At 61.1% G+C, this 20,123-nt stretch carries 18 protein-coding genes and 2 pseudogenes; 13 read left to right on the forward strand and 7 right to left on the reverse strand.

From position 1 onward, the window contains the following. Positions 1–2: 2 nt before the first annotated feature. Positions 3–1,001, reverse strand: a complete 999-nt coding sequence (moaA, locus tag ACYP2Q_RS00095; protein WP_459728517.1) for a GTP 3',8-cyclase MoaA — start codon at positions 999–1,001, stop codon at positions 3–5. Between the two features lie 399 nt (positions 1,002–1,400). Here moaA and ACYP2Q_RS00100 point away from each other — a divergent pair. The 3 genes and pseudogenes from ACYP2Q_RS00100 to ACYP2Q_RS00110 all read left to right on the forward strand — a co-directional run. Beyond that, positions 1,401–1,544 (forward strand): annotated as a pseudogene (locus tag ACYP2Q_RS00100) (hypothetical protein); the annotation flags it as partial. Position 1,545: 1 nt separating this feature from the next. Then, a pseudogene (locus tag ACYP2Q_RS00105) lies at positions 1,546–1,896 on the forward strand (cytochrome d ubiquinol oxidase subunit II); the annotation flags it as partial. Beyond that, the gene (locus ACYP2Q_RS00110) at positions 1,883–2,029 is read left to right on the forward strand and encodes a DUF2474 family protein (protein WP_459728518.1); all 147 of its coding nucleotides are present in this window, start codon (positions 1,883–1,885) and stop codon (positions 2,027–2,029) included. The pseudogene ACYP2Q_RS00105 and the gene ACYP2Q_RS00110, both read left to right, overlap by 14 nt. Positions 2,030–2,141: 112 nt before the next feature. On the opposite strand, the gene ACYP2Q_RS00115 is transcribed toward ACYP2Q_RS00110, so the two are convergent. Beyond that, positions 2,142–2,993 carry a CAP domain-containing protein gene (locus ACYP2Q_RS00115; RefSeq protein WP_459728519.1) on the reverse strand — a complete coding sequence of 284 codons (852 nt, stop codon included), beginning with the start codon at positions 2,991–2,993 and terminating at the stop codon, positions 2,142–2,144. Between the two features lie 144 nt (positions 2,994–3,137). Here ACYP2Q_RS00115 and ACYP2Q_RS00120 point away from each other — a divergent pair, with 144 nt between their 5' ends. The 8 genes from ACYP2Q_RS00120 (at position 3,138) to ACYP2Q_RS00155 (ending at position 10,879) form a co-directional block, all read left to right on the forward strand. Further along, positions 3,138–3,758 (forward strand): cell wall hydrolase, encoded by a 621-nt coding sequence (locus ACYP2Q_RS00120; protein WP_459728520.1) that lies wholly within the window; start codon positions 3,138–3,140, stop codon positions 3,756–3,758. 186 nt (positions 3,759–3,944) lie between these two features. Continuing rightward, complete coding sequence (locus ACYP2Q_RS00125) at positions 3,945–4,907, forward strand: SDR family NAD(P)-dependent oxidoreductase (RefSeq protein ID WP_459728521.1); 963 nt, start codon at positions 3,945–3,947, stop codon at positions 4,905–4,907. Positions 4,908–4,954: 47 nt separating this feature from the next. After that, a complete protein-coding gene (locus ACYP2Q_RS00130) occupies positions 4,955–5,704 on the forward strand; it encodes a glycosyltransferase family 2 protein (protein WP_459728522.1) in 750 nt (249 codons plus the stop codon). After that, positions 5,701–5,979 carry a lipid-A-disaccharide synthase N-terminal domain-containing protein gene (locus tag ACYP2Q_RS00135; protein ID WP_459728523.1) on the forward strand — a complete coding sequence of 93 codons (279 nt, stop codon included), beginning with the start codon at positions 5,701–5,703 and terminating at the stop codon, positions 5,977–5,979. The genes ACYP2Q_RS00130 and ACYP2Q_RS00135 overlap by 4 nt, the downstream gene beginning before the upstream one ends. A 3-nt stretch (positions 5,980–5,982) precedes the next feature. Beyond that, complete coding sequence (locus tag ACYP2Q_RS00140; protein WP_459728524.1) at positions 5,983–7,506, forward strand: ArnT family glycosyltransferase; 1,524 nt, start codon at positions 5,983–5,985, stop codon at positions 7,504–7,506. Positions 7,507–7,770: 264 nt separating this feature from the next. Next, on the forward strand, positions 7,771–8,820 hold the full coding sequence (locus ACYP2Q_RS00145; RefSeq protein ID WP_459728525.1) for an isopenicillin N synthase family dioxygenase: 1,050 nt from the start codon (positions 7,771–7,773) through the stop codon (positions 8,818–8,820). Between the two features lies 1 nt (position 8,821). Next, positions 8,822–9,760, forward strand: coding sequence for a hypothetical protein (locus ACYP2Q_RS00150; protein WP_459728526.1), 939 nt, complete (start codon positions 8,822–8,824; stop codon positions 9,758–9,760). A 39-nt stretch (positions 9,761–9,799) separates the two neighbouring features. Further along, positions 9,800–10,879, forward strand: a complete 1,080-nt coding sequence (locus ACYP2Q_RS00155) for a putative urea ABC transporter substrate-binding protein (RefSeq protein WP_459728527.1) — start codon at positions 9,800–9,802, stop codon at positions 10,877–10,879. A 45-nt stretch (positions 10,880–10,924) separates the two neighbouring features. On the opposite strand, the gene ACYP2Q_RS00160 is transcribed toward ACYP2Q_RS00155, so the two are convergent. The 3 genes from ACYP2Q_RS00160 to ACYP2Q_RS00170 all read right to left on the reverse strand — a co-directional run bounded on the left by ACYP2Q_RS00160 (position 10,925) and on the right by ACYP2Q_RS00170 (position 16,177). Beyond that, on the reverse strand, positions 10,925–14,419 hold the full coding sequence (locus tag ACYP2Q_RS00160; RefSeq protein ID WP_459728528.1) for a hypothetical protein: 3,495 nt from the start codon (positions 14,417–14,419) through the stop codon (positions 10,925–10,927). A 218-nt stretch (positions 14,420–14,637) separates the two neighbouring features. Beyond that, a complete protein-coding gene (locus ACYP2Q_RS00165; protein WP_459728529.1) occupies positions 14,638–15,153 on the reverse strand; it encodes an HvfX family Cu-binding RiPP maturation protein in 516 nt (171 codons plus the stop codon). A gap of 232 nt (positions 15,154–15,385) precedes the next feature. Beyond that, positions 15,386–16,177, reverse strand: a complete 792-nt coding sequence (locus tag ACYP2Q_RS00170) for an N-acetylmuramidase domain-containing protein (RefSeq protein WP_459728530.1) — start codon at positions 16,175–16,177, stop codon at positions 15,386–15,388. 165 nt (positions 16,178–16,342) lie between these two features. Here ACYP2Q_RS00170 and ACYP2Q_RS00175 point away from each other — a divergent pair, with 165 nt between their 5' ends. After that, positions 16,343–17,845, forward strand: a complete 1,503-nt coding sequence (locus ACYP2Q_RS00175) for an aldehyde dehydrogenase family protein (RefSeq protein ID WP_459728531.1) — start codon at positions 16,343–16,345, stop codon at positions 17,843–17,845. A 43-nt stretch (positions 17,846–17,888) separates the two neighbouring features. Here ACYP2Q_RS00175 and ACYP2Q_RS00180 read toward each other — a convergent pair whose 3' ends face one another. Together ACYP2Q_RS00180 and cynS are read right to left on the reverse strand one after the other, a co-directional pair. Next, positions 17,889–18,548, reverse strand: coding sequence for a carbonic anhydrase (locus tag ACYP2Q_RS00180; RefSeq protein ID WP_459728532.1), 660 nt, complete (start codon positions 18,546–18,548; stop codon positions 17,889–17,891). 60 nt (positions 18,549–18,608) lie between these two features. Next, the gene (cynS, locus tag ACYP2Q_RS00185; protein WP_459728533.1) at positions 18,609–19,076 is read right to left on the reverse strand and encodes a cyanase; all 468 of its coding nucleotides are present in this window, start codon (positions 19,074–19,076) and stop codon (positions 18,609–18,611) included. Positions 19,077–19,198: 122 nt separating this feature from the next. On the opposite strand from cynS, the gene cynR reads away from it, so the two are divergent. Further along, positions 19,199–20,080, forward strand: coding sequence for a transcriptional regulator CynR (gene cynR / locus ACYP2Q_RS00190; RefSeq protein WP_459728534.1), 882 nt, complete (start codon positions 19,199–19,201; stop codon positions 20,078–20,080). Positions 20,081–20,123: the final 43 nt, after the last annotated feature.

Below are 20,123 nucleotides of genomic sequence, written 5' to 3' on the forward strand. Positions count from 1 at the left end.
TTTCAGCCGCCCGTCATGTTCATGAAGCGAACGACCTGGACATCGTCGTTCACTTCGAAATTGTGCCGATAAGGCTTGAGTTTCATCGCCTCGATGATGGCTTTCTCCAGGCGCTCCGGCTGTCCGGGGTGGCTGCGCAATACGGCCTTGAGATCAACGGCATGTTCGTTGCCCAGGCACAGCAGCAGACGCCCCTCGACGGTCAGCCGTACCCGATTGCAAGTGCCGCAAAAATTGTGGCTGTGGGGCGAGATGAACCCCAGGCAAATCTGCGGCGCCTCGGCCAGGCGCCAGTAGCGCGACGGGCCCTGGGTCGACTCGGCGCAATCAATAAAAGTGTAGCGTTCGGCAATCCGCTCACGGACCTGTACGCTGGAATAAAACGCCTCGGCGCGGCTGTGTTCATGGATGGTGCCCAAGGGCATTTCTTCGATGAAGGAAATATCCAGGTTACGGTCGATGGCGAAGCTCACCAGATCGTTGATCTCATGATCGTTGCGGCCCTTCATCACCACGCAGTTGAGCTTGGTATTGCGAAATCCAGCCTTGCTGGCAGCATCGATGCCCTTGATCACCTGAGCCAGGTCGCCGGTGCGGGTCAGCTCGCGAAAGCGTTGCGGGTCCAGGCAATCGAGGCTGATATTGAGGCGCTTGACGCCGGCCTCGAACAAGGGATCGGCAAGCCTGGCCAGCTGCGAGCCATTGGTGGTCATGCACAGTTCGCGCAGGCCGGGCAGGGCGGCGATCTTTTCGCACAACTGGACCACGCCCGGGCGGATCAGCGGCTCGCCCCCGGTCAGGCGGATCTTGCGCGTGCCCAGTGCGACGAAGCTCTCAGCCACCTGATAGATTTCTTCCAGCGTCAGCACCCGTTGGCGCGGCAGGAACTGCATGTCCTCGGCCATGCAGTACACGCAACGGAAATCGCAGCGGTCAGTGACTGACATGCGCAGATAATCCACGCGCCGGGAGAACCCATCGATCAAGACTCGTTCCGACATGACATCCTCGCTTGGCGCCGCACGCACTAAATGAATTGTGGGAGCGAGCCTGCTCGCGATGGTCGTTAACGATGACGCGTGCTTACTGGCTGAACGCGGTGCTCTTGAGTCCATCGCGAGCAGGCTCGCTCCCACAAATTAAATGCAGGCTATGTGCAACTTGCGAGGGCGTCCAATCACTATTAATAACCGGTTGATCGATGGGCTCTATGATGAAATATCTTCCCTCTGAAAAGTTCGTTATAGCTAATTAAGTAGTTGAAAATAATAGTAAAAAAATCTTGATCGATATCTTCGATAATCTGCTCATTAATAGCGATTAGACAATATTTAACCCTCATTCCTAGGCTTTTCTCCGTCAAACGATCAATGGCCTGAATCAGGTCACGCAGAAGTACCATGTCTCAAGTCGACCGCTACAAACCCTACAAAGGTGCCGCCGCCGGTTGGGGCGCGCTGATCGCCGTTACCAAAACCTGGTTGGGCAGTGAAAACGCGCTGAAAAATATCCGTGCGATGCTCAAGACCAACCAGAATGGCGGGGTTGCTGGTCAAGACCGAAGGCATGCTGGAATCGCGCATGCGCCTGTTCACCCGACCCCTGGCCTTGCTGGCGCTGTTCGGGCTGCTCAAGACCCTGCGCCAACGCCACACCCACTGGCCGTTCGCGTTCACCCTGATGCTGGTGTTCCTTGGCTACATCGGCCTGGCCTTCAGCGTCTGGCCGAACATAGTGCCGCCCTCCATCAGCCTGTGGGCCGCGGCATCACCGGCGACCAGCCAGTTGTTCATCCTGATCGGGGCCTTGTTCATCCTGCCGATCATCCTGATGTACACGGTCTGGAGCTACTACGTGTTCCGCGGCAAAGTGAGGATTGGCGATGGTTACCATTGATAAGCATCAACCGGCACCTGCACGGTGGTACAAGCGTGTGGGGTGGCTGGTGATGATCTGGCTGGGCAGTGTGGTGGCGCTGGGTGTGGTGGCGGGGGTGTTGCGGAGTTTGATGCAGGCTGCGGGCCTGTAGGAGCGAGCTTGCTCGCGAAAAACCTCAGAGCACTGCGCGGTGACAGGCTGGCTCCCCGCGTCATCGTTGACCCCCACAGTAGATCGGACATGGCGGTGGGAGATGGGGCGATTCATTGCGCCCCAAACATCACCGTCCAGTAGATCCCTGCATCGCTCTTCGGATCAACCGCGTACGCCGCGCCCAAATCGCGGAACTGCGGGTTCATGAGGTTGGCGCAATGGCCGGGGCTGGTCAGCCAGCCGTCGACCACCTTGCGCACGCTGTCCTGCCCGGCGGCAATGTTTTCGCCGATCTGCTGGAAGTCGTAGCCCGCCAGTTCCGCACGGTCGCCTGGGGTGCGGCCGTCGCGGTCCTTGTGATCGAAGTAATTGTTGTTGGCCATGCTGCGCGACTGGGCTTCGGCGGCGCTCGCCAGGGTGGTGTTCCAGGTCAGCGGCGTGGTCGCGTTGAAGGACTGTGCGCCGCACTGGCGGGGTTGGCTGCGCGCGACGTTGAGTTCGGCCAGCAGTTTTTGCCCTTCGGCCTGCCAATCGCCCAGGCGTGCACTCAACAATGGACGGGCCAGGACGATGCGCCACTCGCGGTCCTGGTGGCTGACGCCGACGTCGACGAACTGCGGGTCGAGCACGATCTGGCAAAAACTCTCCTGGATCGCTTTCATGGCCGAAGGTGCATCCCGCGGCCCGTTCAGGCTGATCGCCTGCACGTTCTTCATCGGATAACCGGCCGTGGCCATGGCCTGCTGCAGGTTGCCGACGCTGGCGCCGGACAGCACCAGACGTGGGTCGGCCGACAGCGGCGGCAGTTCCGAGGACACCTGGCCGGCGCAACGCTGCAACTGGCCGCGGTAGACGTTGATCGATTCGATCAGTTGCGACTCTTCACCCGCCAGCGCGGTGGCGGCAAATAGGAGCCCCAGTGAAAACCCGGCAAGGCGCAGAGTGGATGATAGGAAATGCATGGAAATCCTCCTTGAGCTGACTGCGCCCATGATGCGCGAAGTGCCCCCCTTGAACGCAATGCCTTTTTCCAGGATGTCGCATCCTCTGTGCAATCATTTCAATACTACACTGAAGCGCAACTGCCCAAAGAGTAGTGCCCGACCATGCGCCATCACTGGATAGCCACCTGTTTCGCCCTGACCCTGCTCGCTGTTCCGGCATTCGCCAGCGACCAGCAGCAAAAACAGAAAGTCGCTGAAGACAAGGCCGTGGTGCTGGAGCACAAGGCCGCAGAAAACAGCAGCCCCGCGTCGGTCCCCAAGTCTCAAGCCATTACCCAGCCCGAAGTCCAGGCCGTCGACCCGGCGGGCAAAGCGCCGCTGGATGACGCCATCACCTGCCTCGCCCGTTCGATCTACTGGGAAGCCAAGGGCAAGAACGCGGCCGACATGGAAGCGGTGGCCAACGTGGTCATGAACCGCCTCGGCCACGAGGGTTTTCCCGATACCGTGTGCGGTGTGGTCAAGCAGGGCTCGGAGACCAAAAGCTGCCAGTTCTCCTGGTGGTGCGACGGCCGTTCCGACTCGGTACAGGAAGAAGTGCCTTACGCGATGGCCAAGGAAATCGCGCGCAAGGCCTTGAACAAGCAATTGCCGGACCGCACCAAGGGTGCGCTGTATTTCCATGACCGCACGGTGAAACCGGACTGGGCCAGGGAATACACCAATACGGCCAACATCGGCTTGTTCAAATTTTACAAACCCAAGGCCGGGGATGCGAAGTAGTCGCTCTTAGGCGGGAAAACCCCTGAAATTTATCCAGGCCACCGAAACTGCAATATTTCTGTTTTACAAGCTTCATGACGGAGCAACAGGCTAGACATGTCATGAGCGGAAACAGAACATGAAGCAGGCGTGGTTTATCAGCAGTCCCTCGGCACCCCTCGGCGCCTCCTCTTCGGTGAGCGCTTCGTGACGGTTCTCGTCACCGGCGCTGCCGGATTCATTGGCTTTCATTCGGCCAGGCGCTTGTGCCAGGACGGGCATGAAGTGGTCGGGATCGACAACCTCAACGACTACTACGATGTCGCGCTCAAGCAGGCGCGACTCCAGGAGCTGGAGTCTCTGCCGGGGTTTCGTTTCCTGAAAATGGACATCGTCGATAAACCGGCGTTGATGGATTTGTTCCACGAGCATCGGTTCAGCGAAGTGGTGCACCTGGCCGCGCAGGCCGGCGTGCGTAATTCGCTGGACCAGCCGGATGTCTATGGCCAATCGAACCTGGTGGGGTTCCTCAATGTGCTGGAAGCCTGTCGGCACCATCGCCCCGGGCACCTGATCTATGCGTCGAGCAGTTCGGTGTACGGCAACAATCGCGCAATGCCTTTTCGCGTCGAGGATGCCGTCGACCACCCGGTTTCGTTGTACGCGGCCACCAAGCGGGCCAATGAACTGCTGGCCCACAGTTACTGCCATCTGTACGGCCTCAAGGCCAGTGGCCTGCGCTTCTTTACCGTCTACGGACCCTGGGGCCGGCCCGACATGGCGCCCTTCAAATTCACCCAGGCGATCCTCTACGGCCTGCCCATCGACGTCTACAACCAGGGCGAGATGGCGCGCGACTTCACCTACATCGACGACATCGTCGAAAGCATCGCCCGCCTACGCACTCGGCCGCCGGGCGAGGGTATCAATCGACTGTTCAACATCGGTCGCGGCGAGCCCATGGCGCTGCTGGATTTTATCCAGTGCCTGGAATCGGCATTGGGCACCCAGGCGCGGCGCAACTTCATGCCGATGCAGGACGGCGATGTGGTCAAGACCTGGGCCGATGTTTCAGCCCTGCAAGCCTGGGTCGACTTTCGCCCGCGGGTGTCGGTTGAGACCGGAGTCGGGGCATTTGTGCAGTGGTATCGGCAGTTTTATCAGATTTGAATCGTTCGCCGCTGATAACGGTAAAACCAAAAGGGCGAGGGGACTCCATGAGCCAAGACATATTTGTATCAGTACTGATTCCGGCGAAGAACGAAGCGAACAATCTCAAGTTGCTACTTGAAGAGGTGCACGAGGCGCTGGCCAACGAAGTGTATGAAATCATCGTGGTCGACGATGGCAGTACCGACGCGACCTTGCACGAGTTGCGGCAGATCAGGAACAGCGGCCTGAGTGCCTTACGCATCCTGCATCACCAGCGCTCGCTGGGGCAAAGCACATCGCTCTACCACGCGGCGCGGGAAGCTCGCGGGCAATGGCTGGCGACCCTCGACGGCGACGGCCAGAACGATCCGGCGGACATCCCCGGCATGCTGGCGCTGGTGCGCAGTCAGCCAATCACACGGGGCAGGGGCGACGTGCAACTGGTGGCCGGTCACCGGGTCAACCGCCGCGATACCGCGAGCAAGCGCTGGGCCTCGCGTTTCGCCAACGGCCTGCGCCGTCGCTTGCTCAAGGATGCCACGCCGGACACAGGCTGTGGCTTGAAGCTGATCGAGCGCGCGGCGTTCTTGCGCCTGCCGTATTTCGATCACATGCATCGCTTTATCCCGGCGTTGATCCAGCGCCACAACGGCCGAACGATCAATTATCCGGTCAACCATCGCGCGCGCACGGCGGGGGTGTCCAAGTACGACAACCTCGACCGTGCCCTGGTGGGCATTCTCGACCTGATCGGCGTCTGGTGGCTGATCAAGCGCACGCGGCTGAATACCCACGCCCAGGAGCTCGAAGGATGATTGTGACTCGTGAAACCCTGTGGCTGGTGATCGGCTTTGCCGGCCAAATCGCCTTCACCGGCCGCTTTGTCTTGCAGTGGCTGTACAGCGAATACAAAAAACGCAGCGTGATTCCGGTGAGCTTCTGGTATTTGAGCATCGTCGGCAGCACCTTGCTGTTTGCCTACGCGATCTATCGCCAGGACCCGGTTTTTATCGTCGGCCAGGCCTTTGGCTCCATCGTCTATTTGCGCAATTTGCAATTGATTGCCAAAAGCAAAAGCCTGAAGGAATAACCGATGCGCAGATCGTTGTCGCCCAGGGTCGAATGCCTGGGCCTGATGCTGTTTGCCCTGCTGTTGATCGGCGCCGGTTTGGGCTTGCGCCAGGCGCAGAATGTCGACGAGGAACGCTTCCTCGGTGTGGCCCTGGAGATGCTGAAAAACGGTTCATGGTTGATACCGCACCGTGCCGGGGAGATCTACGGCGACAAGCCGCCGATCTTCATGTGGACGGTGGCGTTCTTCGTCTGGCTCACCGGCAAGCCCAACATCGCGTTGTATATTCCGGGATTGTTTTCTGCGGTGACGGTGACGGCGCTGGTCTACGACCTCGGGCGCCGGCTCTGGAACCAGCGCATTGGTCGCACGGCTGTGCTGTTGTACCTGGCGACCTACCAGACCTACAGCATCCTGCGCACCGGGCAGATCGACAGCTTTTTGATTCTGTTCACCACGCTGGGGATGTACGGCCTGGCGCGTCACCTGTTGCTCGGCCCCGCGTGGCGCTGGTTTTACGTGGGCTGCGCGGCCATGGGCATCGGTGTGATCACCAAGGGCGTGGGCTTTCTGCCGGCGCTGATGCTGATCCCTTATGCCTATGCGGTGCGCAAGGGCTGGCCGGGAGTGGTGGCGATGCCGGGCGAGACGCGAAAGTGGCTGCTCGGATTGCTGTTGATGCTGGCCGCGATTGCGATCTGGCTACTGCCATTGGCGGTGTCCATCGTGCTCGATGGCGCGGCTGACGAGGTGGCCTACGCGCGGGAAATCCTCCTGAGGCAGACCGCCGGACGCTACGCCAACGCATGGCATCACCGCGAACCGTTCTGGTACTTCTTCACCAACGTCATTGCGCAGTATTGGCTGCCGTTGGTGCTGGTCCTGCCATGGCTGGTGCCGGCCTGGCGTCGGCAACTGCAAAAACGCGACGGTCGAGTGCTGGTGCTGCTCGGTTGGGTGGTGCTGGTGGTGTTGTTTTTCAGTATCAGTGCCGGCAAACGCAAGTTGTATATCTACCCGGCGCTGCCGGGGCTGGTGCTGGTGGCGGCGCCGTTGATGCCCTGGTTGCTGCATCGCTGGTTCAGGCGGCGTCCGCGCTTTCGACGGCTATTTTCGGCGCTGGTCGCGACCTGGTTCGTACTGTGGTTCGCCCGAGGGATTATCGAACCGATCAAGGACGGCGCCAATCCGGATCAGGCGATCATGGCCCAGGCCGCGACCCTCAGCCACGGCGCGGATCTGGTATTGGTCAATTGGGAAGAGGGCCACTGGTTGTTCGCCCGCCAGCCGATCGTGCATTTCGGCATGGAACACTCCTCGGTCGAGTACGCCGCCCAGTGGCTGCGTGAACACCCGCAAGCCTACGCCCTGGTACCGGACGAAGTCTTGAAGCAGTGTTTCAACCCCGAGGCCGTTCGAGCGCTGGGTGAAAACAACCGAGCGCACTGGTCGATCGTCGGCGTTGCTGCCGATAACGGTCAATGCCACCCGGGGACGCCGTCTGAGGTCTATCGGTTCGACTGGACGCCGGTCGCAGCGAACTGAACACCGGACCTGTAGCAGCGAGGCATTCGCTCCATCCTGGTGCTTTTACCGGTTCCCAGGATGGAGCTCTCTCATCGCCCCGTCCTTTTCTAAATCAACGAGATACAGCTGTGATTATCCGCACGATCGAACGTGGCACGCACATTGCTCCACCCCTCAAGCACCTTTTCTGGTGCGACTGATCCGGGACGACCCGGAGGCCTCGCGGCTCTGCGATATCTGGACGACCAGGTGACATTTTGACTAATCATCAGGAGGTTACTTATGGCGCCCACGCCTCGAACTACCCCCCACTCAGCGTTCCGCAGCTTGCCTCTGGTAGACATTCATGGACTGTTTTCGGACTGTGCTGCCGATCGTATCGAAACCGCCGCTGTCCTGGGGCGAGCGGCCTCGCAAGCAGGCTTTCTGTATGTGACCGGGCACGGTGTCGACCCCCGGATCATCAACCGCCTCAAGCAACGGACGGTGGAGTATTTCGCCCAGCCGCTGGAACGGAAGATGACGGATTACATAGGGTTCTCGAGCAATCACAGCGGTTATGTACCGGAGGGCGAAGAGCAGTTCGTCGAGGGCAGCATTGATCACAAGGAGGCCTTTGATGTTGGCTTCGATTACCCGCTATCGCACGGGACGCGACCGATGCTGGGTGCCAATCGCTGGCCGGCGTTGCCGGGATTCAAGCAAGACATCAAGGCCTACTACGATGCCGTGTTCAGCCTCAACCTCACGCTTTTTCGAGGCTTCGCACTGGCACTGGGGCTTGCGGAAAACGCTTTCACTCAACGGGTCACCAGCCCGCCGAGTCAACTGCGGTTGATCCACTATCCGTTCTCGCCGGATGTGCCGGTGGATCGTCCCGGTATCGGTGCGCACACCGACTATGAGTGCTTCACCATTTTGCTCCCGACCGCGCCGGGACTCGAAGTGTTGAACGGGGCAGGGCAGTGGATCAATGTGCCGTTGGTGGATGGCGCGTTTGTCATCAACATTGGCGACATGATGGAGGTGCTGAGCAACGGCACCTACGTCGCCACGGCGCATCGGGTGCGCAAAGTCGCCGAGGAGCGTTACGCGTTCCCGATGTTTTGCGCCTGTGATTACGACACGGTCATCGAGCCCATCGCGCAACTGGTCGATCCGGCAACGCCGAGCCGCTACGGTCCGGTTGTGTGTGGCGAGCATCTGTACGCGCAAACCCTGCAAACCTTTCGCTACCTGAAGCAGCGCCTGGCCTGCGGTGAACTGAGCTTGCCTGAAGGGGCAAAGGGTTTGTCTTCATTCGGCCGTACCGCCCGCGCCATGGAGGCTTGATATGCACCTCAATGAACTTGTCACGCGTTACCCAAGGCAACCGACCCAAGGCGTTCCGGACTGGATGCTGGGTTTCTACAAGCGCCGGGCGATCAGCTTTGCCGATGGCCTGACCGATACGCAGACCCACGTGTGCTGGTTTCAAAGTCGCAACTTCACCATCGACTTGCGCTTGCCCCTGGAAGAGCACCAGGTGAACGCCAAACCGTTGCTGGCATACAGCGCTGAAGAATTGCAGCAACTGGCCAACTACGAAGGTTGGGAAGCCTTGTGCTCATGGGAAGGCGAGGTCCTCGGTTGGCACACCGACACGTCCTTGCAGTTGCACAATCGCTGGCCAGAACCGGGGCTGCTCAAGCGCATCGGCAACTGCATGATCGAGTTCGCGCCCAGCGGGGCCTATGTCGAAGACTGGCGTCTGCAAACGTCGGCGGCGGGCGCATTGATCGGTTTGCGGCTGCTGGAGGAAAAGGAGTTGGAGAGCGGCATCGTGCGTCATCGGGGTGGCGGTCTGATCGTCTGCGGTGAGCACGCGGCGCTGGTGCTGGGGCGTTCACATCCGATTCAAAGCAGTGTGCCCCTGCGTGAGTGGGTCGCCCAATACGCGCAGGACCCGCAACGGCTGCGACGTGCCTTCAACTTCGAAACCTCAGTGGCCCGGGGCTCGCTCGACGAGGGCTACAACGTGACGCTCTCGACCTGTGCCGCGCGCGTGGGGCAGCCGCTGATCGCACTGGACGGTTTCGAACCACAGGCTGACGGCGTTCATGTCATCCAGCGATTGCTGATCGATGGGCTGGCCTGCGAACGCCTGTTCATCATCGACACGCTGGAACCGCACGTCAGCTACGCACAATCCACCGGATTCACCCGCAGCGCCGCGTTATGGCATGAGCGTGAATCCCCGACATTGAGCCGCTATACCCAGCCGCTCGTTTGAATTGATCGCTGCGACTCATTCATAACCCGTGAGGTTTCCATGAAGGCATTCTCGTGCGTGTTTTACCGTTTTGCCGCCGTGTTGCTGGCGTGTTCCTGTCTCGCTTTCGGTGCTTGCGCCGCTGAGAAAAAGCAGGAGTTCAAGGTCGCCTGGTCGATCTATTCCGGCTGGATGCCGTGGGGTTACGCCAGCGAACACGGGATCATCGACAAGTGGGCAAGGAAGTACGGCATCAAGATCGAGCTGGTACAGCTCAATGACTACATCGAGTCGATCAACCAGTACGCCGCTGGCGAATTTGATGCCTGCGGCATGACCAACATGGATGCATTGACCATTCCAGGCGCCAACGGTGTGGACACCACGGGGCTGATCCTTGGGGATTACTCCAATGGCAACGACGCGATTGTCCTGAAAAATGGCAAGACCTTTGCCGACATCAAGGGCCAGCAGGTCAATCTGGTGGAGCTGTCGGTCTCCGATTACCTGATGTCCCGGGCCCTGGACATTCACGGTCTGAGCCAGCGCGATATCAAGATCATGAACACCTCCGATGCCGATGCGGTGGCCTCTTTCACCACGCCCGGTGTAACCGCGGCGGCACTGTGGAACCCGCAGTTGCGCATGGTGATGAAGCAATCGCCGACGGCGGTCGAGGTCTTCACGTCCAGGGAAATCCCTGGGGAGATCATCGACATGATGGCGGTCAACAGCGATACGCTGGCGGCCAACCCGCAGCTGGGCAAGGCGTTGGTGGGCGCGTGGTTCGAAACCCTGCAATTGATGTCCGGGGACAGCGCACAGGCCATCGCTGCACGCACGTCGATGGCCGAGCGTTCGGGCACCGATCTGAAGGGATACGAGGATCAACTGACCCAGACCATGCTGTTCTACACGCCCACCACGGCCTACGAATTCGCCAGTTCCGAGGCTATCCGCCACACCATGGACAAGGTCCGCACCTTTTCCTTCGCCAAGGGTTTGCTGGGTCAAGCGGCCACCAACGCTGACGCGGTGGGCATGCAGTTCGCCGACGGCTCGACCCTGGGCGACAAGAACAACATCAAGCTGCGCTTCGATACCCGGTTCGTGAACTTGGCGATGAACAACCAGCTCTGATCCAGCGTGGCCATGGGCGTGGGGTAGAGCGCCCATGCCATGCTGTTAAAACTTCGCGTAGTTCAACGCATCGACAATCGCCGAACCACCGATGCCGGTGAGCGACAGCAGCAATGCGCGGATCAGCGGATCTTCGGAATAGCGCGAGAACGACCCGGTATTGAGCGTCGACACCCGCTCGCGGATCATCTTGAACTTGCCGTAGCAGGGCGTGGCTTCGGGGGTTTCCAGCAGGTAGGCATCGAGTCGTTGCAAGGCCTGTGTGCGGGCCTTTTCCGCGGCGCGGCGCAGGGTCAGCGCGGAGGTGAGCAGCAACAGTGCCGTCAGCAGGTAGGAAATCATCAGCCCGGGCGGTGTGGGCCAGTTGTCGAACAGGCTGCTGCGCGAGGCCAGCAGGATCAACATGACCACGGTCGGTGCGTAGATCAGGCGATTGACCGCCGACGTGCGCCGGGCGATCAGTTGCAGATCGACCCATTCATCGATGCACGGGTGCTTGAGCATGCCGAAGATTTTCTTGTGCTGTGCCTGCAAACTTCCCGGCCAGATCGCGTGATGCTCACTGAGGTGACGGATGAAGCGCGTCAGCAGCAGATTGGCGTCCATGACCCAGAACACCAGCACCTGGAAGATCAGGGTGGGAATCAACCAGCTGAGCATCCAGCCCATGGACGATCCACGCACCGGCATGCCTTCCATGGGCCAGACGACAAACAACACACTGGTGACCACCACGTACAACCAGGTGGCGAGTATCGCCCGCAGCATGCGCGCGCCGAATGAACCGCAGATGCAATGCTCACCCCAGAAGCGCGCGATGGAGATCATCTTGCGCCCGTCGGTGCAATTGGCCTGGGCGGCTTCGCAGGACTTCGACCAGTCATCGCTGGCGCTCATCAACGGGAAGAAAATCAGCAGCAGCCAGTGGCCCAGTTCATTGCACCAGCGACGCAACGTCCAGCCCTTGCCGCGACGGATCAAGCGCAGGACCTGGCCCCACAAGGTCATCTGGTATTTGCGCATATGCAGCTGCAAATGGAAGGCGGTTTCGATTTCGGCCCGGTTGATGCGCAGCTTGCGCCAGCCCCAGGTCAACGCCGACAGCGAGATCAACACCGCCAGCAGGCGCAGCGCCACGGTGGGCCAGGCACTGATGCCTTCGAACAGGAACATCGGCTCACCCAGGCCGTTGTCGGTCAGGGTGCTGCGCATCTGGTACGCCAGCATCAGTGCGAGGATGAACATCACCAGCGGAACCACGATGTACCAGGTCCCGGTGTCGTAGGCGCCGGGGCTGACACTGGCCGTGGAGTCCTGGGCAAGCATGCGTTTCTTCGCCGAGCGCCGGGTCAGGTTCAAGGAAATGATGCCCAACAGGAGCAGGACGAAAGTGAACCAGAGGAACTCGGCGTGCCAGAACCGGGTGGCGATGAAAGCACACACCGCCGCGACCATGAACAGCGTGATCGGTACCCCGCGTACCCAGGCCAGTCGCGTGTCGTGCTCATCGTCCTGCGGGCCCTCGACCCGCCACCAGACGATGAACCCGGCGATGACCAGCAGGGTCAGCGTCAGCGGTCCGGCCCAATAAAACGATTGGGTTTGCTTGAACCGCTCGCGGATTGACCTGGAAGGTTCAGGGTAGGGCGGTGGCGACGGATCCTGGAGGCAACGCAAGGCCATGAGGTCGTGGGGGCGAATGCCGCGATCGGACTGCGATTGTGCCGGTGCCTCGCAATTGGCCGGGCGTGAGGCGCTCAGTCGGCTCGCCAGGGGAATGAAGCCGCTGATGCCGACCTCATAGATGCCCGGCGAGAGCAGCTCGGATTTTGAGTAGTCGAACTTGGCCCGCTTGGCGTCGAACGATTGTGGGGCCAGCGCGGCCAGGACCGAGACGAACACCGCACTTTGCAGGCTGTCGCGAAACGGCGGTACATCTTGCTGCAGGGCGCGGGTCAGCGTCAGGCCATAGGGCGCGGCCAGTATCAGATTGCGTGTGGTTTGTGCCTGACCGCGTTGCAGCATGCGCGCGTCAAGATCGGTGGAGAAGTACAGTTTATAGGGCATGCGGCTCTTGAGTGCCTGCAGCACCAACAGCTTGTCGTAGGCATCGACGCCGAGGATGCCGATGGCGCCGATCCCGCTTTCGCCATCGCGTCGATAGGCCGCGTCTTCGCGGGCGATGTGATCGGCCAGGCGGCGCAAATAGTCGAGCTGGGAGTTGCCGTCGGATTTCTCCAGTGGGCTGAGGTCAATGGCGGAGGCGCCGGCGGCGTTCTTGCCGGCATCGGCACTGGCGGTTTTATCGGTGCTGGCCGATTCCTCCGGCAGACGCCCGTCGAGACCGCGCAAGTAACTGAAGCGCAAAATCCACTGGTCGACCGCTTCACGCCGGTTTTTCTCGCCGTCTCCCAGATGGGCATCCTTGGCCACCTGTAACTTGAAGCTTTCGATCAGGGCGCGGCTGTAGAAGCTGTCCCACTCGGAAATCAGCGCAATGCGGTTGCCGTTGCGGCGCAGATTGCCGCTGCAGGGTGCACCGATCCGACTCAGTTTGCCTTCGCTGCAACGGACACCGGCGGCCGGGTCGACGCGACGCAACTTGAGCTCTTCGAGCATCAGTTGGGTCATGGTGCCGTCGTCGCTGACGGTGCGCAGCAGTTTCATTGGTTCGCGGTTGGCCAGTGGCGGCGAAAGCTTCTGGTAACCGCGGTCCAGCGTCTCGTTATCGGCGGTCGCCAGCGGCGAGTAGATTTCGATGTTCGGCGAGGCCTTGCCGATGTCCTGGTCCTGGAACATGTCGCGCAGCACGGTCGAGGTCGAGGGGCCGATGACCTTCAGCACGGTATTGGCTGGCGGTTCGGCGCAGGGGGCTGGCGTGCAGGCCTTGGCGACTTTTTGGTTGAGGCTGGCGCGTAGCGTTTCGAGCTGTTGCAGCGGAGTCGGGCCGAGCGCGTCCTGTTTCAGCCAGAACACGATCGTGCGGTCAGGCGGCGCTGCTTTGCCTTCAAGTGCCAGGGGTGGATCGAAGGGGTTGGACACGAAGACTTCGTAGGGGGCGTCGACGAAAGCGCCTTTCTGCGGCGCATCGAGCGACAGGTTGGCGGCCAGTTTCAGGCAGTGGATGTATTGCTCCTGATCCGGCACCCGATGGGAGTTCTTGAATCCGGCCAGCAAGGCATAACGAATGCGCCGACGCCGTTCGACTTCATCGGCGTAGGGACCGCCTTCGACCAGGGCGACCATGAGGTCGGGCGCCGATTGTTCTGCGCCCAGGGGAGAGAGGTCGGGGCTGCAGACGTTCTCGGCGTCGGGGTTCTTGCTGTCGGAAAGCTTCTTGCGATACCGCTCCACGGCATCGAAAGGGTCCTGCCACAGCCTGGCTTCGATGGGCAACTGCGCCTGGAACTGCGCTCCGATGGGGCGCGGTTCGAGGAACGGTTCGCGGGTGAGGGCGAACATCGATACCACCAGACTCAGGATGACCGCACTGCCTGGCAACCAGAAGGCCAGATTGATGCCCGAACCCTTGCTGTCCATGGCCTGTGCCTCGTGTTTGCGGCCAACTGCGTACTGTTATTTATAGACCCAATAAATGAAGGGGTATGGGCTGATTTGCGCGTGGTTCGATAAACGCTTGACCCACTGTAGGAGCGCGCTTGCTCCGGGCGGCGATCCGACGATGGTATTTCAGGCGCTGAGTGGCGTCGACTGTACCTTTTTCGCGAGCAAGCTCGCTCCTACAGGTCGGCAGCGTTTTAGAGATGAGTGCGGCGCCAGAAGCATCGGGCCAGCAAGGCATCGAGGCTGAACTTGCCGGGGCCGGACAGCAGCAGCGGCACCAGGGCGACGAGGTAGATCAGTGGTAGTTTGAAGTTGCCGAAACCCTTGTTGCTGATGGAGTAACCCTGGGCCAGTTCGCTCAAGGTCGACCAGTCGGCCGGCCAGTGCACCGCGGCGGTCGCGACGATGGTGACCACAATCAGGCTGATCGCCGAGAACCGTGTGGCCAGGCCCACCAGCAGGGCGAGGGCGCAGATCAGCTCCACCCACATCGACAGTTCCCAGTTCAGCGTGGCCGGCAGGTGGTTGAACGGAAACAGGAAGCGCTCCTGGATGTCGGCGAACCAGTTTTCGCCATTGAATTTCTCCAGGCCTGACTCGAAGAATTCCCAGGCGAGGAACACCCGCAGGGTCAGCGGCGCGATCCAGCTGCCGGCACGGTCAAGGTTGAGGTGCAGGCCTTTGACGGCCGATGAAATGGTGGCGCTCATGGTTGATCTCCTTCGAGGCAGGGAAGTCGGGCGGTGGGGGGCCCGTCGAGACGTATTTCATCAACCGGGTGTATCTGCGGTGTGTCGTTTGAGCGGGGAAATGAAGGCGTGCTGTGTCTGGGGCGGGGCTGTACACACTTTGATACTTTCTCGGCACAACACAGCCCCCCGTAGGAGCAAGCTCGCTCCCACAGGGGGCCAGTGCAGGTCCATTCATCGGGTGGGCATCAAATCAGGGCGCCAACTCCATAACCCGCCCGCGCAAATGCTCCAGTGTTTCGTCATCCAGCACCATGGTCAGCTCCAGGCCCTCCTTGGCCTGATACAGATTCATCGCATCCCGGGTCTGTTTGCCGACGATGCCGTCAATCGTGCCGGGGTGCCAGCCCAGGTACGTCAGGTAGGTTTGTGCGGTGCGAATCCTCAGGTCGGGCGTGCCGCCGTAGGAGAACTTCTGATACGCGGCACTGAGCCGCAAGTCGTAATTGTTGATGGCGTAGTTGGGGCCGTTGTAGCGACGGGCGAAATTCGCCCAGTCCTTGGCCCGCAGCGCTGCCACGCAACCCCCACCGATCAGCATGCCGACGGTGCACAGCAGCTGCTCGTTCTCGGACAGGACCATGCGCCTGACCATCGACTCGACGTCGGCAGAACCGGTGGAGGCGAAATTGAACCCCATGGTCTGGCCCAGCCCCCATGAAGTGCTCAGCAGCGCCGCATGGCGGTCCAGACAAATGGCCTGATTCAACCGGTCGTACTGGTGATCCCCCGACGCGCCATAGTTGCCGGGGCATTTACTGCTGATATCGGGGTGTTGCCCGTCAAACATCTGGTCGGTCAAGCGGCTGAAGACGTGACGCTCGAACAGGATTTTGGGGCGACGGTCGCAAAAGAATCCGTTGCCGGAGGTTTCTACGGCCAGGACAGCCCAGAGTTGTGCAGCGCTGACTTTGGCCAGGTCCAGGGCATTTTCCAGACCTTCGTCGTCAAGGGCTGCGCCATGGCTCCTGAATTCATCGCTCATGACGGCCTCCTTCGAAACAGCAAACGCGGGGGGTACCGTTTAAGCGTAGGTGCGCCGGGCCTGTGACAGCGGGGTTTGCGATCATCGGCACAGGGCGTGGCGGATGACGCTCAAAGACTTTTGCTATACATTTTCCGCCCGCCCATTGCATGGTGATACCGCTTCATGTCTCTTGCGCTCGAACGTCTAGTCGCTGGCACGCCAATCCCTTTCGCCGGTAATCGTGTCACTGTGGTCAGCCCCGAACTGGCGGCACGCTTTCAGCCCGGTGACCACCTGTTGGTGGAGCAGGTCAGCGGCGAGCTCTTGCTGATCCCGGTGGCTGACCAGCAAGCGGCAGCGGTGGCGATCGAACGTGCCGAAGCGGCGTTCAAGGCGCTGTCGACGGTGTCGGACCAGGCCATCAGTGCCTTCTTCGATCTGTTCGCCCAACGCCTGGAGACGCCTGAGTGCTGGGCCTTGATCGAGGCCGCGAACCTGGCCGACATCGAACGGGCCAAGGGCCGCGGCCGCTCGACCACGCGCCTGCTGGCCGATGAGCGCATGCGCCGCGACATGATCAAAGGCCTGCGCGCCTGGCGCGATGCGTCGGCCACTCGCGGCAAAGTCATCAGTTGCGTCGAGCACGACGGCTGGAAAGTCGAACAAGTGGTTTCGCCCCTGGGCATCGTCGCGTTCGTCTTCGAAGGCCGGCCGAACGTTTTCGCCGATGCCGCCGGGGTGTTGCGCACCGGTAACACCGCGGTGCTGCGCATTGGCAGCGATGCGTTGGGCACGGCCCAGGCCATCGTCACCCACGCACTGAACCCGGCGCTGAAGGACGCCGGGCTGCCGAACGGTGCGGTGTCGCTGGTGGACAGCGTCAATCACGCCGCCGGTTGGGCGATGTTCGCCGACCGCCGCCTGTCGCTGGCCGTGGCCCGTGGTTCGGGGCGCGCCGTCAGTCAACTGGGCAGCATCGCGCAACAGGCCGGCACCGCCGTCAGCCTGCACGGTACCGGTGGCGCCTGGTTGATCGCCGACACTGACGCCGATGCCACGCGCTTTGCCGCCGTGGTGCGCAACTCCCTTGACCGCAAGGTCTGCAACACCCTGAACGTGTGCCTGATCCATCGCGATCGCGCAGCAGAGCTGGTACCACTGTTTCTCGACGCGCTGCAACAGGCCGGCCAGGCACGTGGCCAAAGCTGCAAGCTGCACATCGTCGAAGGCAGCGAAGCGATCCTGCCGGCGGATTGGCGTACCGCCAGCGTCGAGGTCTACCGCGCCGAAGGCTATCGCACCGAAGCACTGGCCGAACCCTTGCCGGAAGATCAACTGGGTCGCGAATGGGAATGGGAAGAGACGCCGGAAGTCAGCCTGAAGATCGTCGACGACCTGGACAGCGCCATCGCCTTGTTCAACCGCTACAGCCCGCAATTCACCGTGTCGCTGCTCAGTGAAGATGCCGCGGCTCAGGAACGTTTCTACAACGCGGTCAACGCGCCCTTTGTCGGCAACGGGATCACCCGTTGGGTCGACGGCCAGTACGCACTCAACAAGCCGGAACTGGGATTGTCGAACTGGGAGAGCGGGCGCCTGTTTGCGCGTAGCGCGATTCTCTCGGGCGATGGCGTGTTTACCATTCGCAGTCGCATGACCCAGGTCGATCTCGGCGTTAAACGCTGAAAAACCCTGGCGACCGCTGCAATGGCGGTCGCCAGGATTTTGCTCACGCGGCATCAACCACCCTGGCATAGACCGCGCAGGTGTGTGGATGCTCGGCCAGCGACACGAACGTGCGGCTGCCGGCATCCAGCGCATCGATCGAGCCGGTCTCGATGTCGTACACCCAGCCATGCAGGTTCAACAGGCCTTTTTCCTGGGCCAGGCGCACGCTCGGATGAGTCTGGATGTTCGCCAGTTGCGCGATGACGTTCTCGCGCACCATCGAACTGACCTTGGCCGCCTCATCGGCGTGGGGCCGGGATTCGTTGATCACCTTGGCCGATTCGGCGTGTTGCAGCCAGCCGCTGACGGCGGGCAGGTGGTCCATGCAGGTGCACTTGGCAACCGCCGTCATCGCGCCGCAATCGGAATGGCCACAGATCACGATGTCGGTCACGCCGAGCACCGCGACCGCATATTCCACCGTGGCCGACACACCGCCGGGATGGGGGCTGTAGGAGGGCACGATGTTGCCGGCGTTACGGATGACGAACAGCTCGCCGGGCTCTTGCTGGGTCAGCAGTTCCGGCACCACGCGGCTGTCGGAACAGGTGATGAACAGGGTGCCCGGGTGTTGCGTGGTGGCCAGGTGTTTGAACAGGTCGGTACGTTGGGGAAAGACTTCCTTCTGGAACTTCAGAAAACCGTCGATGAGCGCTTGCATGCTTGAGTCCTCAGGGGTGAGCCGGGTTTGGCCCGCAGCAAAGCGCGGGCCGGTATCCATTTAGAACGGACGCAGGGGCAGGAACTTGCCGTCCAGGGTGATCACGGCGCGGGAGCCGCCTTCCGGGTCTTCGACTTTCTTCAAGTCGAGCTTGAAGTTGATCGCGCTGATGATGCCGTCGCCGAATTGTTCATGCACCAGCGCCTTCAACGTGGTGCCGTAGATCTGGATCATCTCGTAGAAGCGGTAGATGGTCGGGTCGGTCGGGACACCCGAGAGGCTGCCGCGCAGCGGAATGATCTGCAGGCGGGCGACGGCGTCGGCGTCCAGCTCAAGCTTCTCGCCAATAACCTTGGCGGCGCTTTCCGGCAGCGGGTGCTGGCCGAGCAGGGCAGCGGTGACGTAGGCCAGGCCAAGGCCGGTGCCGTCAGTCAGGTCTTGCCTGGACAGGTTCTTGCGCGCCTTGGCGTCGAGGATTTCGGTGGTCAGGGCCAGACTGGTGTCGTTGTAGGCGTGGGACTGTTGCATGGAGTTTCTCCTGTCGCAGTAGGATGTGCTTGGGTGTGCAGCCATCTTCTGTCGATCCATCCATAGCGTCCAAGACCGATATACAATGGAATGTATAAGCACTGCCTATAGATGGTGATCCCATGTTGTTGCGTCATCTGCGTTACTTGCTGGCCGTTGCCGACCACGGCGGCTTCACCCGCGCCGCGCAGGCGCTGCACGTGTCCCAGCCGACCCTGTCGCAACAGATCCGGCAACTGGAAGATACCCTCGGCGTCAGCCTGTTCGACCGCACTTCGCGCACGGTCAAGCCCACCGATGCGGGCGAGGCCTATATCGAATGCGCACGCCGGGTGCTGGTGGAGCTGGAGGCGGGCCAGCGTGCGCTGCATGACGTCAAGGACTTGTCCCGCGGCACCTTGCGCCTGGCCATGACACCCACCTTCATGGCGTATCTGGTAGGGCCGTTGGTACGCGACTACGTGGCGCGCTACCCGAATATTCATCTGCGGATTTTCGAGCTGTCGATGGCCGACATCGAGGCGGGGCTGGCGGATGATTCGCTGGATATCGCGATTGCGTTCGATCAGGTGAGAAATGTCGACATCGAATCGATCCCGGCGTTTACCGAAACCCTGGGACTGATGGTGGGCCGGGCTCACCCGCTGTATGAACGTCAGGCTGCGTTGAGCACTGAAGAAGTGGCGCAACTGGAGTTTGCGCTGTTGACCCCGGACTTCATTACTCGCTCCTGCATTGATGAATACTTCGCCACAGCGCAGATCACGCCTAAGGTGACCATTGAGGTCAACTCGGTCAACACCTTGCTGGAAGTCATTCAACACAGCGCCATGGCGACTATCCTCCCGGAACCCATTGCCACTGCGGAGCGTGCATTGCGCAGGATTGCATTGCTGGGCGAGGGGCCCAGGCGCGGGGCGGCGCTGCTTCGGCGCAAGAACAATTATCACAGTGCGGCAGCGTTGGCGTTTATGGACCTGGTGCTGGGTACCGATTTTTCCTGATCACCCCGAGACCCCCTGTAGGAGCGAGCTTGCTCGCGATGGA

This window comes from Pseudomonas sp. MHK4 (assembly GCF_054600775.1).

What these genes read in the sequence shown, in the direction of transcription:
- moaA (WP_459728517.1), bottom strand. Translation starts at nt 1,001, where the DNA reads ATGTCGGAACGAGTCTTGATCGATGGGTTCTCCCGGCGCGTGGATTAT.
- ACYP2Q_RS00110 (WP_459728518.1), top strand. Translation starts at nt 1,883, where the DNA reads ATGGTTACCATTGATAAGCATCAACCGGCACCTGCACGGTGGTACAAG.
- ACYP2Q_RS00115 (WP_459728519.1), bottom strand. Translation starts at nt 2,993, where the DNA reads ATGCATTTCCTATCATCCACTCTGCGCCTTGCCGGGTTTTCACTGGGG.
- ACYP2Q_RS00120 (WP_459728520.1), top strand. Translation starts at nt 3,138, where the DNA reads ATGCGCCATCACTGGATAGCCACCTGTTTCGCCCTGACCCTGCTCGCT.
- ACYP2Q_RS00130 (WP_459728522.1), top strand. Translation starts at nt 4,955, where the DNA reads ATGAGCCAAGACATATTTGTATCAGTACTGATTCCGGCGAAGAACGAA.
- ACYP2Q_RS00135 (WP_459728523.1), top strand. Translation starts at nt 5,701, where the DNA reads ATGATTGTGACTCGTGAAACCCTGTGGCTGGTGATCGGCTTTGCCGGC.
- ACYP2Q_RS00140 (WP_459728524.1), top strand. Translation starts at nt 5,983, where the DNA reads ATGCGCAGATCGTTGTCGCCCAGGGTCGAATGCCTGGGCCTGATGCTG.
- ACYP2Q_RS00145 (WP_459728525.1), top strand. Translation starts at nt 7,771, where the DNA reads ATGGCGCCCACGCCTCGAACTACCCCCCACTCAGCGTTCCGCAGCTTG.
- ACYP2Q_RS00150 (WP_459728526.1), top strand. Translation starts at nt 8,822, where the DNA reads ATGCACCTCAATGAACTTGTCACGCGTTACCCAAGGCAACCGACCCAA.
- ACYP2Q_RS00155 (WP_459728527.1), top strand. Translation starts at nt 9,800, where the DNA reads ATGAAGGCATTCTCGTGCGTGTTTTACCGTTTTGCCGCCGTGTTGCTG.
- ACYP2Q_RS00160 (WP_459728528.1), bottom strand. Translation starts at nt 14,419, where the DNA reads ATGGACAGCAAGGGTTCGGGCATCAATCTGGCCTTCTGGTTGCCAGGC.
- ACYP2Q_RS00165 (WP_459728529.1), bottom strand. Translation starts at nt 15,153, where the DNA reads ATGAGCGCCACCATTTCATCGGCCGTCAAAGGCCTGCACCTCAACCTT.
- ACYP2Q_RS00170 (WP_459728530.1), bottom strand. Translation starts at nt 16,177, where the DNA reads ATGAGCGATGAATTCAGGAGCCATGGCGCAGCCCTTGACGACGAAGGT.
- ACYP2Q_RS00175 (WP_459728531.1), top strand. Translation starts at nt 16,343, where the DNA reads ATGTCTCTTGCGCTCGAACGTCTAGTCGCTGGCACGCCAATCCCTTTC.
- ACYP2Q_RS00180 (WP_459728532.1), bottom strand. Translation starts at nt 18,548, where the DNA reads ATGCAAGCGCTCATCGACGGTTTTCTGAAGTTCCAGAAGGAAGTCTTT.
- cynS (WP_459728533.1), bottom strand. Translation starts at nt 19,076, where the DNA reads ATGCAACAGTCCCACGCCTACAACGACACCAGTCTGGCCCTGACCACC.
- cynR (WP_459728534.1), top strand. Translation starts at nt 19,199, where the DNA reads ATGTTGTTGCGTCATCTGCGTTACTTGCTGGCCGTTGCCGACCACGGC.